Raw genomic sequence first — 13,635 nt, forward strand, 5'->3', positions numbered from 1 at the left:
GGTTCAGGCCTCCTTGCCGAAGGTGTCGCGGACCCGGGAGGCGGTCCCGGCGAGGTTCGCCTCGAAGGTGAAACCCTGCTCGAAGCGGTAGCTGTGCTGTACGTCGACGGGGTCGATGCCGTTCAGTGCGGCTTTCGCGAGCCGCAGCAGATGACCGTCCTTGGCGGCGATCTCGGCCGCCAACCCCATGGCGGCGTCCGTCAGTTCGTTGGCCGGGACCACCCGCCAGACGGAACCGTGGGCGAGCAGCTCGGCCGCGGTGACGGTGCGGGAGGTGTAGTACAGCGTGCGCATCAGGTGCTGCGGGACCAGCCGGGCCAGGTGGGTCGCGGCGCCGAGCGCGCCCCGGTCCAGCTCCGGCAGGCCGAAGACCGCGTCCTCGCTCGCGACGATCGCGTCGGCGTTCCCGACGAGTCCGACCCCGCCGCCCAGGCAGAACCCCTGCACCGCCGCGACGACCGGGACCTCGCAGGCGTACACCGCGGCGAACGCCTCGGCGCAGCCGCGGTTGGCGCCGATCAGGGCCTCGTGCCCCGTATCGCGCTGCAATTCCTTGATGTCGACGCCCGCGTTGAAGCCGCGCCCGGCGGCGGCCAGGACGACGCACCGGACCCCGGGATCGCGGCCCGCCGCCCGGACGGCGTCCGCCAGGTCGTACCAGCCCTGTACGGGGAGCGCGTTGACGGGCGGGTGGTCCACGGTGACGACGCGGACGCCGTCCGAGGGGCAGGCGGTGGAGACACTCATCGGAGGATCAGCTACCTTTCCACCAAACATTTGTTAGGTGGACGGTAGCAGTCCCGCCCCCGCGCGCCAACCGGCCGTCCACCGGTCGCCAATCGACCGCCGGCGGGCTGCCGGCAGTCAACCAGCCGTCGATCCTGGGGAGATGAGATGACCGCATCCATCGCACGCCGTGCCGGACTCTGCGCGGACCGGGTCGTCGCCGTCACGGGCGCCGGGCGGGGGCTCGGCCGGGCCCACGCCCTGGCCTTCGCCGCCGAAGGGGCGCGCGTCGTCGTCAACGACCTCGGCGTCGGACCCGGCGGGGACGGGGAATCCGCAGGCCCGGCCCGGGCGGTCGTCGACGAGATCGTGGCGGCGGGCGGCGAAGCCGTCGTCCACGCCGGCGACATCGCCACGGCCGAGGGCGCCGACTCCCTGGTCATGGCCGCCGTGGACGCCTTCGGCCGCCTCGACACCCTGGTCAACAACGCGGGCTTCCTGCGCGACCGGATGCTCGTCAACCTGGACGAGGACGACTGGGACGCGGTGATGCGGGTCCACCTCAGGGGCCACTTCCTGCCCCTCAGGCACGCCGCAGCCCACTGGCGGGCCGAGGCGAAGGCGGGCCGGGCGCCGGTCGCCCGGGTGGTCAACACCAGCTCGGGCGCCGGGCTCCTCGGCAGCGTGGGACAGGGCAACTACGCGGCGGCCAAGGCCGGAATCGTCGCCCTGACCCTGGTCGCGGCAGCCGAGCTGGGCCGGTACGGGGTCCACGTCAACGCCCTCGCCCCGGCCGCCCGGACCCGGATGACCGAGCGGACCTTCGCCGAGACGATGGCGGCCCCGGGGGCGGGGGAGTTCGACGGCATGGCCCCCGCGAACGTCTCCCCCCTCGTCGTCTGGCTCGGCTCCGCCGCGAGCGAGGGGGTGACGGGCCGCGTCTTCGAGGCCGAGGCGGGCCGCATCACCGTCATGGAGGGCTGGCGCCCGGGCCCCACCGACGACCGGGGCGCGCGCAGGTCCCCGGCCGAGGCGGGCGAAACGGTGCGCCGACTGCTGGCGGACGCGGAGGAGCCGGGGCGGGTCTACGGGGCGTCCTGAGGCTTCTCGTTCGGATCATGCCGGGCTCCCGTGTCCCGTGCCCCGCGACCGCGCCCCGCCGATCGCGTACGGCGCGGGAAACCCGCTTGCGCAGCCGTACGGGCGCCCGGTATCCAGCAGAGGACACCCAAGGAGCGCACGATGACGCGGCACGGCCCGATGAACGAGTTCTGCTGGATGGACCTCAAGACCCGCGACCCGTCCGGCACCGCCGCCTTCTTCTCCTCGGTACTGGGCTGGGAGTTCGCCGTGGACGAGGAGGACTGGCGGCGGGCCGTCAAGATCTCCGCCGGGGGCGACCGGATCGGCGGGGTGAGCGATCTCGCCCAGCCGGTGTACCCGCCCGGTACGCCGCCGCACATCGCCTACTACCTCGCGGTCGACGATGTGGACCACCGTACGGCTCTGGCCGTGGCGAACGGGGCGCAGGTCGTCGTCCCGCCGTTCGACGCGGGGGACCAGGGCCGGATCGCCACACTGATCGACCCGGCGGGCGCCGTCCTCTCCCTCTGGCGGCCGCGGGGGTTCGCCGGGTGGCCGGCCTCGGCCACGGCCGACGGCACCCCCCACCACGCGGTCCTGGCCTGCGAAGACCCCGAGCGGGCCCGGGAGTTCTACGCCAGGACGACGGGCACGCCCCTCGGCCGGGCGGTCTTCCGGGAAGCCGGTTCGGGCGCGGCCGGCACCGCCACCGGCTCCGGGCCCCAGTGGGAGCTGGCCCTCGCCGTGGACGATCCGGACGCGGTGATCCGCCGGGCCCGCGCCCACGGGCCGGACCTCGTCACCCTCGCCGGAGAAGGCGCCCGCCGCGTCGTGCGGCTGCGCAGCCCGGAAGGGCTGACGTTCCTGATCCAGGGCCGGGACCACCTCCAGGGCCGGGACCACCTCCAGGGCCCGGGACCTGGTCCAGGGCCCTGATCCCGGGCCGGGCGCCAGGGCCCCGGCCCGGACCGTTGACCCCCGCACATATCGGGTGGCGCGGCCCGGCCGCCGGCGGGGAGGATCGCTGTATGCGCACCTTCCTGGAGACCGACCGGCTCGTCCTGCGCCCGGTCGCGCACGCCGACGCTCCCGACCTGCTCGCCCTCGACAACGACCCCGCTGTCATGCGGTACATCAACGGCGGCCGGCCGACGAGCGCCGAGGACATCCGGGACCGGACCCTGCCGAGGCTCCTCCACGACCACCCGTGCACCGGAACCCGCGGCTTCTGGGCCGCGCGGGAGAAGGACACCGGAGCCTTTCTGGGCTGGTTCGAGCTCCGGCCGCTGGACGACCACGACCCCGCCGTCGCCGAACTCGGCTACCGGCTGAACCGGGCCGCCTGGGGCCGGGGTTACGCCACCGAGGGCGCGCGGGCCCTGGTCGACAAGGGGTTCACCGACCTCGGGGTCCAGCGGGTCACCGCCAACACCATGGCGGTCAACACCGGGTCCCGGCGCGTGATGGAGAAGACCGGGCTGACCTTCCTGCGGGCCTACACCGAGGACTGGCCGGAGGCCATCGAGGGCTCCGAGCACGGCGAGGTCGAGTACGTACTCACCCGTGAGGCCTGGGAGCGCGGCCGGCCGGGAGCCCGGTAGCGGCTACGACGGCCCGCCCAGCAGGGCCGCGATCTCCCCGTGGCCCGTGTGCTGGTCCGCGCCGGCCGCGGGCACCCCGTCCCTGAGCAACTCCACCGCCACCGTCTCCTCGCCGTCCCTGCGGTCGCGGAGCGTCACCGTCTCGATGCCGGAGCCGTACGACTCCTCCAGCAGCCGCCGCAACTCCCGCTCCGGATCGAGGGCGGCGACGCGCCGCGCCTCGGCCAGCGCGAGCGCGACCACGGACTCCTGCCCCGCCGCCCCCGCACCGTGCGCGAGCAGCGCCCGTACCGTCCGCGGGGATCCGCGCTGCGCCGCCAGCACCAGCATCGCCTCGCCCTGCGGGCCCGGCAGCAGCGGGTCCGCGCCCCCGGCCAGGAGCACTTCCACCGTCGGGGCGTGCCCCAGACCGACCGCCCACCGCAGCGCGGTGAAACCGAACTCCTCGCGCAGATCCGGCCGGGCCCCGGCGGACAGCAGCGCCTCCACCACCTCGGTGTGCCCGCCGCACGCCGCCCCGCACAGCGGCAGGTCGCTCGCCTCCGGGCCGCTCGCCCGGTTCGGGTCCGCCCCGACGGCGAGCAGCAGGCGCACCGCCCCCAGCAGGTCCTGCACCGACGCCAGATAGAGCGCCGTCGTGCCCTCCTCGTCGCTCGACTCGGCCGGCGCGCCCGAGCGCAGCGCCCGTACGACCGCGTTCTCGTCCTCGTACAGCGCGTCGAACAGGTGTAGTTCGTCCCTGATCGGCTCGTTCGTCATGCTTCGATCCTACGGTGGCCGGAACGACGCTCAGGTGTCGCATTCCAGGGCGGTCCGGCACAGCCCGCAGCGCGCGGTGAACCGGCCCCGGACGGGGACCCGGATGCGCTGGTGGCAGGTGGGGCAGGGGAAGGAGACGCGCAGTCCCCGATCGCCGGCCTCGAAGGCGTACGGGACGTTCGGGTCCGGGCTCGTGCCGGGGTGGTCCTGGGCGTACCGCCGGTCCTTGGCGTAGCGGCGGCGGCCCGCCCAGCCCGCGGCGGTCAGCGGGGGCCTGCGCAGATCGTGCAGCGCCCGCTCCCGCCCCTTGGTGTACGCGGTGTACGCCTGGGGGCTGGTGAACCACGGGGAGGGGTCCTCGCCGAAGGCGAACGCCCGCTTGGCCAGGACGTATCCGAACTCCTCGGGGGTGAGATAGCCGAGCTTCTGGCGGGAGGTGGCGTCCTCCCGGAACGCGTCCAGCAACAGCCAGCCCGCGCCGAGGTAGGCCGTCGTCGTGTCGGTCAGGATCTCGTTGGCGCGGGTGCCGGGGAACTCCAGGCCGAGCCGGTGCAGCAGTACATGGGTGACCTCGTGCGCGAGCGCCGCCCCGATGTCCCTGCGGTGGGTGCGGAAGCGGTCGTTGAGCTCGATGAAGTACTCGGGGCCGGCGGTCAGTTCCACGCTCGCCGCGTGCTCCATCGCCCGGAAGCCGACGATCATGCGGGCCTCGGGCAGATGGAGGTGCTGGACCAGGGCCCGGGCCACCCGCTGGGCGCCGAGGTGGAGATCGTCCGCGTCGGAGAAGGCGGCGTCGGCGGGGACCAGGCTGGTGCCGTAGGTGTGGACGCCGTCCGGTGAGAGCCGCCGGTACAGCGCGGTGATCGCGGACCGGACCGTGTCCAGATGCGGAAAGCCGTGGACGACCGGTGCGCCCGGACTGCCGTCCCTCACGTCCGTACCCCCATCCGCTCCGGCCGAGGCCCCGCCCGCGGCCGGTCTCCACTGTAGGCCGGGCCGCCCGAGGGGCGCGGGAATCCACCGCACAGGGCTTGGCCGAAAAGTGTGCCTTGTGGCAGCGGTGACCACATCCCGATAATCGGATGGCCTTGACGGGTTCATGACTAAGTCATGGAGTCGTCCCGTCGTGGTTCCCACAGCAACCCCCCACGAAAGAAGGCTCCCCGTGAAGCAGCTCCTGCGTGCGCTGAAGAGATGTTCCGTCGTCGTCGCCACCGTCGCCATAGCCGTCGTCGGCCTCCAGCCCGTCACCGCTTCCGCCGCCCCCAACCCCATCGTCGGCGGAACCCGCGCCGCCCAGGGCGAGTTCCCCTTCATGGTCCGGCTCTCCATGGGCTGCGGCGGCGCCCTCTACGCCAAGGACATCGTCCTCACCGCCGCCCACTGCGTGAACGGATCGGGCAACAACACCTCGATCACCGCCACCGCCGGCGTCGTCGACCTCCAGTCGACGAGCGCCATCAAGGTCCGCTCCACCAAGGTCCTCCAGGCCCCCGGCTACAACGGCACCGGCAAGGACTGGGCGCTCATCAAGCTCGCCCGGCCCATCAACCTGCCCACCCTGAAGATCGCCACCACCACCGCCTACAACCAGGGCACCTTCACCGTCGCCGGCTGGGGAGCCAACCGCGAGGGCGGCAGCCAGCAGCGCTACCTGCTCAAGGCCGACGTCCCGTTCGTCTCCGACACCGCCTGCCGCTCCGCCTACGGCAGCTCATTCGTCGCCGGGGAGGAAATCTGCGCCGGCTACCTCAGCACCGGTGGCGTCGACACCTGCCAGGGTGACTCCGGCGGCCCGATGTTCCGCCGGGACAACGCCGGAGCCTGGGTCCAGGTCGGGATCACCAGCTACGGCCAGGGCTGTGCCCGACCCAACTACCCCGGCGTCTACACCGAGGTCTCGACCTTCGCCTCCGCCATCGCCTCCGCGGCCGCCGGTCTCTGACGCTCCCGACCGCCCGCACCCCCGCGGGTGATCACGGCTGAACCACCCCGGGGGCGCCCGTCCGTACGGGCGCCCCCGGGCCCAGCTCCACACACGGCTCGCCCGCGCTCTCCAGCTCCAGCACCCAGACCTCGTTGACGCCCTCCCGGAGCACCGGACCCGGCACGTACAGCGTCTCCTGCGGACCCGCCGACCAGTACCGGCCCAGACAGAAGCCGTTCACCCACACGAAGCCGCGCGTCCAGCCGGGCAGCCGCAGCCCCGCGTGATCGACGCCGTCCGTCCCCTCGACGCTGAACGTCCCCCGGAACAACCCAGTCCCCCCAGGGACCCTCGGCACCGGCCCGAACGGCACCCCCGCCACCGCGCCCCCCTCCTCGAAGGCGTCCAGCCGCAGCCCCCGGGCCCGTACCCCGTGCAGATACTGCCGCTCGTGCAGCACCCCACCCGTGACGCCCTTCGGCTCGCCGAGGCGCGGCCCGTAGTTGACCCGGCCCAGCGACTCCACCCACAGCTCGACCTCCGCCGGGCCCGCCACCGGCTCGGGCAGCGTGCCGGACTCCTCGGTCAGCACCCCGGCCCGGACCCCGTCCACGTACACCACCGCCCGGTCCCGCAGCCCCGCGGCCCCCAGCGGATACGCCTGGCGCGGCCCCGGCACCGCCACCCGGTAGCGCACGAGACCCCGGTCCACGCCCAGCTCCTCGAACGTCGGCGGCACCCCCGACTCCGTCTCCGGATCGCCCAGCGCCTCCAGGACGTCCCCGAGCCCGGCCCACTCCGCCAGCTCCACCCGAACCGGCCCGGCGAGCCCGACCGGCTCCGGCGGCAGCGCGGGCAACGGCCCCTCGGCGTAAGCCTCCAGGACCTCCCGGAACAGCCGGAACTTCTCCGTGGCCCGCCCGTACTCGTCGACCGGCGCGTCGTAGTCGTACGACGTCACCGTCGGCCGGAACGACTCGTCCTGATGCGGGCCGGACCGGTTCGCCCCCGCCCACCCCCCGAAGTTCGTCCCCCCGTGAGCCATGTAGATGTTCACCGACGCCCCGCACTCCAGGATCTCCCGCAGCGCCCCGGCCGCCTGCTCCGGATCCCGGCGCACCGGCTCGGCCCCCCAGTGGTCGAACCAGCCGCACCAGAACTCCATGCACATCAGCGGGCCCCTCGACTGATGCCGGCGCAGCACCTCGAAACCCTCCCGCGCCCCCGAACCGAAGTTCGCCGTCGCCAGAAGCCCCGGCACCGAACCACCGGTCAGCATGTGGTCCTCCGGGCCGTCCGACGTGAACAGGGGGACCGTCACCCCGCACTGCCGCAACAGCCCCACCAGCCACCCCAGGTACACCGCGTCGCTGCCGTAACTCCCGTACTCGTTCTCCGCCTGTACGAGGATCACCGGACCGCCCCGGGACACCTGCCGCTGCACCACCTGCGGCAGCAGCTCCCGGAACCACCGCTCCACCACCGCCCGGTACGCCGCGTCCCGGGTGCGCACCCGACGCCCGAACCTGCCCGTCACCCACACCGGAAGGCCGCCGTTCTCCCACTCGGCGCAGATGTACGGACCCGGCCGCACGATCGCCCACAGCCCCGCCCGCCCCGCCGCGTCCAGGAACCGGCCGAGGGCCCCGACATCCCGGACCTCGCCCTCCCGGGGCTCGTGCAGATTCCACGGCACGTACGTCTCGACGCAGTTCAGCCCCATCGCGGCGAGCATCGCCAGCCGGTGCTCCCACTGCGCCTCGTGCACCCGGAAGTAGTGCAGGGCGCCCGACAGCAGCCGCACGGGCTTCCCGTCGAGCCGGAAGCAGTCGTCCCCCACGGTGAAGTCGGTCATGGTGCTCGTACGCTCCTGTGCTCGGCCGCACCCGGCGGCCCTCCGGTCGATGGGTCCGACCACCTTCACCTCTGGCGCCGCACCCGGTCCATGGACAAAGATCTCTGTTGATTGGACACAACGGACCAGCGGGGACCGGACACCACGGACCTGCCCGGACACCACAGGCCAGCGGGGACCGGACACCACTGGCCTGCCGGGTCGGCACCCGGACCAGCAGGGAGAGGAAGGACCGCGATGTACCACACCTGGATGCGCTTCTTCACCCCGAGCCCGCTCCACCACCGCCTGGGCCTCGTCTGCCTCGGCGTCGGACTCCAGCACGGGGCGCTGCCCACCGTCGGGCCCCGCACCCTCGACCACCACGTCGCCGTGATCGTCAACTCCGGCACCGGCTGGTTCAAGGGCCCCGACGGCCGCCGCACCCCCGTCACCGGCCCCAGCCTCATCTGGCTGACCCCCGGCACCCGCCACCACTACGGCGCCGACCCCGGCACCGGCTGGGACGAGAGCTTCGTCGACTTCACCGGCCCCGCCACCACCACGTACACCGAACTCGGCTACATCGAGCCCGACCGCCCCCTCGTCCCCCTCTCCGACACCGCCGCCCCCCGCGCGGCCGTCGGACGCATCGTGCGCGCCGCCCGGCGCGGCAACCCCCTCCTGGAGGTGGAGACCGGGGCCGCCGTCCACGAACTCCTCGTCACCCTGCGCCGCGCCCGCGCCGACATCGGCCCCGACGGCGACCCGGTGCTCCAGGCGCTGGCCCGCGACGCGTACCAGCCGCTCACCGTCGCCGAGCACGCCGCCCGGCACGGCATGACCCCCGCCGAACTGCGCACCGCCGTACGGCGCGGCGCCGGCTGCAGCCCCAAGGACTACCTGCTGGGCATCCGCCTGGGCCGGGCCAAGGAACTCCTCGCCGCCACCGACCTCCCGGTCGCCGCCGTGGCCCGCCGCGTCGGCTACGACGACCCCGCCTACTTCTCCCGGCTCTTCGCCCGCCGGGTCGGCACCGCCCCCGTCCGCTTCCGCGAACAGCAGGGCCGCAGCGTGCCCGGCGGCTGGAGCGACCGGGTGCCCGACCCCGACGACCCACCGACCATCACCACCTGAGCGTGGCCGTCCACCACCCGCTGCCCACCGGCGATTGGGGAGCGGCGGCGCGGGGCCCTAAGCTCGCTGACCATGAGTACGAGCGAAATCGACGCGTCCGTCCAGGCCGAGCTGAACCGGCTGCGCGAGAGCATCGACAACATCGACGCCGCCGTCGTCCACATGCTGGCCGAGCGGTTCAAGGCCACCCAGCAGGTCGGCCGCCTCAAGGCGGACCACAGGCTGCCGCCCGCCGACCCCGCCCGCGAGACCCGACAGATCGCCCGGCTCCGGCAGCTCGCGCAGAGCGCCAACCTGGACCCGGCGTTCGCCGAGAAGCTGCTGAACTTCATCATCGCCGAGGTGATCCGCCACCACGAGCGCATCGCCGACGAAGCGGGGAACGGCGACGCCGACCGCACCGGAGACACGAGGGGCGCCACCACCGGAGCCTGACCGTCCGGGCCCAGGAACGCGCACCGCGAAGTCCGACCGTCCGGACCGAAGACGCGCACCGTGAAACCCGACCGTCCGGGCCCAGAGACGCGCCCCGCGAGACCCGCCCTGCGCGCCTCCCCCGGACCGCCCCGTCCGCCCAGGGAGAACCCCGCTGCGCCCGCCGTCCCCCGTACGGCAGCATGGGGACATGTCCGTACTGACGCGCGACGAAGCGCAGACCCGAGCCCAGATCCTCGACGTGGAGCGGTACACGATCGCCCTCGACCTCACCACCGGCGAGGAGACCTTCGACTCCGCCACCGCCATCCGGTTCACCGCCCGCGCGGCCGGAGACACCTTCGTCGAGGTCAAGCCCGCCACCCTGCGCTCGATCAGTCTCGACGGACAACCCCTGGACCCCGCCCTCCTCGACGGCAACCGCTACCCCCTCACCGGAATCACCGCCGGCCCCCACGAACTGCGCGTCGACGCCGCGATGCACTACTCCCGCACCGGCGAGGGCATGCACCGTTTCACCGACCCCACCGACGGCGAGACCTACGTCTACACCCAGCTGTTCATGGAGGACGTCCAGCGCGTCTTCGCCGCCTTCGACCAGCCCGACCTCAAGTCCGTCTTCGCCATCGACGTCACCGCGCCCGAAGGCTGGACCGTCCTCGGCAACGGCGTCGCCGAACACACGGGGGAGGGGCGCTGGACCATCGCCCCCACACCCCTCGTCTCCACCTACCTCGTCGCGGTCGCCGCAGGGCCCTGGCACTCGGTCACCACCGAGCACGCCGGGCTCCCCTTCGGCATCCACTGCCGCCGCTCCCTCGCCCCGTACCTGGACGCCGACGCCGACGAGATCCTCGACATCACCCGCGCCCTCTACGACCGCTACCACGAGAAGTTCGACGAGCCCTACCCGTTCGACTCCTACGACCAGGCCTTCGTCCCCGAGTTCAACGCGGGCGCCATGGAGAACCCAGGACTCGTCACCTTCCGCGACGAGTTCGTCTACCGCTCCGCCGTCACCGACACCGAGCGGCAGACCCGCGCCATGGTCATCGCCCACGAGATGGCCCACATGTGGTTCGGCGACCTCGTCACCCTGGCCTGGTGGGACGACATCTGGCTCAACGAGTCCTTCGCCGAGTACATGGGCTACCAGACCCTCACCGAGGTCACCCTTCCCCGCGCTCCCAACTCCGTGCGAGCAGGGGAGACCCCCTTCCCCGACACCTGGGTCGACTTCGGCGTCGCCCGCAAGGGCTGGGGCTACGACGCCGACCAGCGCCCCTCCACCCACCCCGTCGCCCCGGACCCCGACGCCGTCCCCGACACCGCGTCCGCCCTCCTCAACTTCGACGGCATCAGCTACGCCAAGGGCGCCTCTGCACTGCGCCAACTCGTCGCCTGGCTCGGCGAGAAGGACTTCCTGGCCGGCATCAACACCCACTTCGCCCGCCACAAGTTCGCCAACGCCACCCTCGCCGACTTCATCGACAACCTGGCCTCCGCCACCGACCGCGACGTCCACGCCTGGGCCGAACAGTGGCTGCGCACCACCGGCATCGACACCCTCACCGCCGAGATCAGCGCCCCCGAGCCCACCGCAAGCCCCACCACCGGCGGCCCCACCGAGCCGACCGGCAACACCCAGTCCTGGGCCCTCACCGTCACCCGCGACGGCTCCCGCCCCCACCGCGTCACCGTCGGCGCCTACGACCACGCCCTGGGCACCCAGCCAGGCCTCGGCCACCTCGCCCTGCGCGACCGCTTCGACCTCGACGTACCCGGCGACGGGACGCCCACGATCCGCCCCGGCCGCCGCCCCGCCCTCGTCGTCCTCAACGACGGCGACCTCACCTATGCCAAGATCCGCCTGGACACCGCCTCCTGGGACACCGCCCTGACCAGTCTCTCCGGCATCCCCGACGCCCTCACCCGGGCCGTCGTCTGGAACACCGCCCGGGACATGGTCCGCGACGCGCGGCTCCCTCCCGCCACCTACCTCGCGACCGCCCGCACGCACCTCCCGCACGAGACCGACCTCGCGCTCGTCCAGGGCGTCCTGTCCTTCGCCGCCGGCCAGGTCGTCGACCGCTACACCAACCCCGAGGACCTGCCCGCCGCCCGCGCCACCCTCACCGACCTCTGCCGCGACCTCATCCGCCGCACCGAGGACGGCTCACAGCCGGGCCTCCGCCTCATCGCCGTACGCCACTTCATCGACGCCGCCACCCAGCCCGACACCCTCCGCAGCTGGCTCGACGAAGGCACCGTCCACGGCGGACCCGAGCTCGACCCCGAGCTGCGCTGGCGCATCCTCACCCGGCTCGCCGTCCTCGGCGCCACCGACGAGACCACCATCGCGGACGCACTCGAAGCCGACCCCAGCGCCACCGGCCGCGAGGGCGCCGCCCGCTGCCGTGCCGCGCTGCCCACCGCCCAGGCCAAGGCCGCAGCCTGGAACGCCCTGTTCACCGACGACACCCTGTCCAACTACCTCTTCACCGCCACCGCCCAGGGCTTCTGGCAGCCCGGACAGGAAGAGCTGACCGACGACTACGTGGCCCGCTTCTACCCGGACGCCATCGCCCTCGCCGCCCGCCGGGGCCCCGCCATCGCCGAAGCCGCCGGACGCTACGCCTTCCCCGCCTACGCCGTCGACCCCACGAGCCTCGGCACCGGCACCCGCGCCCTGGACGACCCGGCCCTCACCCCCGCGCTGCGCCGCAAGCTCGTCGACCAGCTCGACGACCTGCGCCGCGCCCTCGCCGTACGGTCGGCCGTCGCCGTCGCCGTCGCCGTCGCCGGCTGACCGACGCGCACCGCCGCGGGACGGGAACCGCTTCCCGCCCCGCGGCCGGGCGGCACGGAGGATCAGCCGGGGCCGTCGCCGCTCCCGTCCGCGACGTCGTCCGCAGCCCCGACCGGGGCGTCGTCGTCCCCGGAACCGCCCGTCGCCCGCAGATCGGCCAGCAGCTCCGCCTGGCCCGCCAGCACCCCGGTCAGGATCGTCCGCGCCACCCGCAGCAGCTCCGCCACCCCCGGGTCGGCCAGCGTGTAGTGGACGGCCGAGCCCTCCCGCCGGGCCGTCACGAGGCCGGCACGGCGCAACACGGCCAGCTGCTGCGAGAGATGGGCGGCCTCGACCCCCACCTCGTTCAGCATCTCCGAGACCGCGTGCTCGCGTTCACTGAGCAGTTCGAGCACCCTGATCCGGACCGGGTGCCCCAACGTCTTGAAGAACTCCGCCTTCAATCGGTACAGCGGTGTGCTCACCGGCGCGGCCCCGTTCCGCACACCGGGAATCCGTCGCACCACAGCTGACCAGAACTCTTCTCCATGGGTTCATCCTCGCGCCTTCGCGCCCCACGGATGAACCCGGGGACGGCACCCCGCCGCCAAGTCACCCGACAGCCCGGGAAGTCACCCGACAGCCCGGGAAGTCACCCGCCGGTCCGTTCACCGGCCGCCGGGCCGCAGCGGGAGCGTGATCCAGATGCTCTTGCCGCCCTCGTCGACATCGCCCCGCACCACCGCGCTGCCCCCCAGACCGTGGGTCAGCTCCATCACGGTGGCCAGGCCCCGCCCCGGAGCCGTACCGGCGGACGCGAACAGAGCCGGCCGGTAGGGGTGACGGTCGTGCACGCCGAACGCGAACGTGCCCGGCCCGCCCGCGAACACCACCGTCACGTTCGGTGAGAGCACCGCCGCATGCCGCACACTGTTGGCCACCAGCTCGCTGAGGATCAGCAGCGCCGGATCCCGGCACGTGTCGCCCGGCCTCACCCCCCACTCCGCCAGCACCTGCTCGGCGGTCTCCCGGGCGACGCGCACGGCCGCCCCCACCGCGGGCAGCGTCAGCACATGCCGGTACGGCAACGTGTCGGGCGGCGTGATCATCGGGCGGACTCCCCGGCCAGGAAACCACCGCCGCGGGCCGGAGAGCCGCGCGGGGGCCGCGCGCCGGCGGCGGAGCGGCCCGTACAGCATGTAGTGGATTGCTGAAATCTGCAATTCACTCATTGAGCAAGGATTGGCGAGTGCTGCCCCAGCCCCCGACCCGGCCGCTCACCCCGAACCCCACCCCGTGCGGCCCACTTCAGCCGTCCCGCCCACCTCGGCCTCCCCGCCCACCT

At 73.4% G+C, this 13,635-nt stretch carries 13 protein-coding genes; 7 read left to right on the plus strand and 6 right to left on the minus strand.

Annotated elements, in window-relative coordinates; translation table 11 throughout:
• Positions 1 to 3: 3 nt before the first annotated feature.
• Positions 4 to 747 carry an enoyl-CoA hydratase family protein gene (locus D581_RS0112500; protein WP_018957556.1) on the minus strand — a complete coding sequence of 248 codons (744 nt, stop codon included), beginning with the start codon at positions 745 to 747 and terminating at the stop codon, positions 4 to 6.
• 147 nt (positions 748 to 894) lie between these two features.
• Between D581_RS0112500 and D581_RS0112505 the strand changes: the two genes are divergently transcribed.
• The 3 genes from D581_RS0112505 to D581_RS0112515 all read left to right on the plus strand — a co-directional run bounded on the left by D581_RS0112505 (position 895) and on the right by D581_RS0112515 (position 3,410).
• Positions 895 to 1,827 (plus strand): SDR family oxidoreductase, encoded by a 933-nt coding sequence (locus D581_RS0112505; RefSeq protein WP_018957557.1) that lies wholly within the window; start codon positions 895 to 897, stop codon positions 1,825 to 1,827.
• Positions 1,828 to 1,968: 141 nt separating this feature from the next.
• Complete coding sequence (locus D581_RS0112510) at positions 1,969 to 2,745, plus strand: VOC family protein (RefSeq protein WP_018957558.1); 777 nt, start codon at positions 1,969 to 1,971, stop codon at positions 2,743 to 2,745.
• 92 nt (positions 2,746 to 2,837) lie between these two features.
• Positions 2,838 to 3,410 carry a GNAT family N-acetyltransferase gene (locus tag D581_RS0112515; protein ID WP_018957559.1) on the plus strand — a complete coding sequence of 191 codons (573 nt, stop codon included), beginning with the start codon at positions 2,838 to 2,840 and terminating at the stop codon, positions 3,408 to 3,410.
• 3 nt (positions 3,411 to 3,413) lie between these two features.
• Here D581_RS0112515 and D581_RS0112520 read toward each other — a convergent pair whose 3' ends face one another.
• Both D581_RS0112520 and D581_RS0112525 read right to left on the minus strand, forming a co-directional pair.
• Positions 3,414 to 4,169, minus strand: a complete 756-nt coding sequence (locus tag D581_RS0112520) for an ankyrin repeat domain-containing protein (RefSeq protein WP_018957560.1) — start codon at positions 4,167 to 4,169, stop codon at positions 3,414 to 3,416.
• Between the two features lie 30 nt (positions 4,170 to 4,199).
• Positions 4,200 to 5,102, minus strand: coding sequence for a hypothetical protein (locus D581_RS0112525; RefSeq protein WP_018957561.1), 903 nt, complete (start codon positions 5,100 to 5,102; stop codon positions 4,200 to 4,202).
• A 232-nt stretch (positions 5,103 to 5,334) separates the two neighbouring features.
• Here D581_RS0112525 and D581_RS0112530 point away from each other — a divergent pair, with 232 nt between their 5' ends.
• A complete protein-coding gene (locus D581_RS0112530; protein ID WP_018957562.1) occupies positions 5,335 to 6,114 on the plus strand; it encodes a serine protease in 780 nt (259 codons plus the stop codon).
• 31 nt (positions 6,115 to 6,145) lie between these two features.
• On the opposite strand, the gene D581_RS0112535 is transcribed toward D581_RS0112530, so the two are convergent.
• Positions 6,146 to 7,951, minus strand: coding sequence for a glycoside hydrolase family 35 protein (locus D581_RS0112535; protein ID WP_018957563.1), 1,806 nt, complete (start codon positions 7,949 to 7,951; stop codon positions 6,146 to 6,148).
• A gap of 237 nt (positions 7,952 to 8,188) precedes the next feature.
• Between D581_RS0112535 and D581_RS0112540 the strand changes: the two genes are divergently transcribed.
• The 3 genes from D581_RS0112540 (at position 8,189) to pepN (ending at position 12,311) form a co-directional block, all read left to right on the plus strand.
• Positions 8,189 to 9,067: a helix-turn-helix domain-containing protein gene (locus D581_RS0112540; RefSeq protein WP_018957564.1), complete on the plus strand. Its 879-nt coding sequence runs from the start codon at positions 8,189 to 8,191 to the stop codon at positions 9,065 to 9,067.
• Positions 9,068 to 9,139: 72 nt separating this feature from the next.
• Entirely contained in the window at positions 9,140 to 9,502 is a 363-nt protein-coding gene (locus D581_RS0112545) for a chorismate mutase (RefSeq protein WP_018957565.1), read from the plus strand.
• Between the two features lie 190 nt (positions 9,503 to 9,692).
• Complete coding sequence (pepN, locus tag D581_RS0112550; protein ID WP_018957566.1) at positions 9,693 to 12,311, plus strand: aminopeptidase N; 2,619 nt, start codon at positions 9,693 to 9,695, stop codon at positions 12,309 to 12,311.
• Positions 12,312 to 12,373: 62 nt separating this feature from the next.
• Here the strand turns inward: pepN and D581_RS0112555 are convergent, their stop codons facing one another.
• A complete protein-coding gene (locus D581_RS0112555) occupies positions 12,374 to 12,775 on the minus strand; it encodes an ArsR/SmtB family transcription factor (RefSeq protein ID WP_032752702.1) in 402 nt (133 codons plus the stop codon).
• 183 nt (positions 12,776 to 12,958) lie between these two features.
• The gene (locus D581_RS0112560; RefSeq protein WP_018957568.1) at positions 12,959 to 13,399 is read right to left on the minus strand and encodes an ATP-binding protein; all 441 of its coding nucleotides are present in this window, start codon (positions 13,397 to 13,399) and stop codon (positions 12,959 to 12,961) included.
• Between the last annotated feature and the right edge of the window lie 236 nt (positions 13,400 to 13,635).

This window comes from Streptomyces sp. CNB091 (assembly GCF_000377965.1).

What these genes read in the sequence shown, in the direction of transcription:
- D581_RS0112500 (WP_018957556.1), bottom strand. Translation starts at nt 747, where the DNA reads ATGAGTGTCTCCACCGCCTGCCCCTCGGACGGCGTCCGCGTCGTCACC.
- D581_RS0112505 (WP_018957557.1), top strand. Translation starts at nt 895, where the DNA reads ATGACCGCATCCATCGCACGCCGTGCCGGACTCTGCGCGGACCGGGTC.
- D581_RS0112510 (WP_018957558.1), top strand. Translation starts at nt 1,969, where the DNA reads ATGACGCGGCACGGCCCGATGAACGAGTTCTGCTGGATGGACCTCAAG.
- D581_RS0112515 (WP_018957559.1), top strand. Translation starts at nt 2,838, where the DNA reads ATGCGCACCTTCCTGGAGACCGACCGGCTCGTCCTGCGCCCGGTCGCG.
- D581_RS0112520 (WP_018957560.1), bottom strand. Translation starts at nt 4,169, where the DNA reads ATGACGAACGAGCCGATCAGGGACGAACTACACCTGTTCGACGCGCTG.
- D581_RS0112535 (WP_018957563.1), bottom strand. Translation starts at nt 7,951, where the DNA reads ATGACCGACTTCACCGTGGGGGACGACTGCTTCCGGCTCGACGGGAAG.
- D581_RS0112540 (WP_018957564.1), top strand. Translation starts at nt 8,189, where the DNA reads ATGTACCACACCTGGATGCGCTTCTTCACCCCGAGCCCGCTCCACCAC.
- D581_RS0112545 (WP_018957565.1), top strand. Translation starts at nt 9,140, where the DNA reads ATGAGTACGAGCGAAATCGACGCGTCCGTCCAGGCCGAGCTGAACCGG.
- pepN (WP_018957566.1), top strand. Translation starts at nt 9,693, where the DNA reads ATGTCCGTACTGACGCGCGACGAAGCGCAGACCCGAGCCCAGATCCTC.
- D581_RS0112560 (WP_018957568.1), bottom strand. Translation starts at nt 13,399, where the DNA reads ATGATCACGCCGCCCGACACGTTGCCGTACCGGCATGTGCTGACGCTG.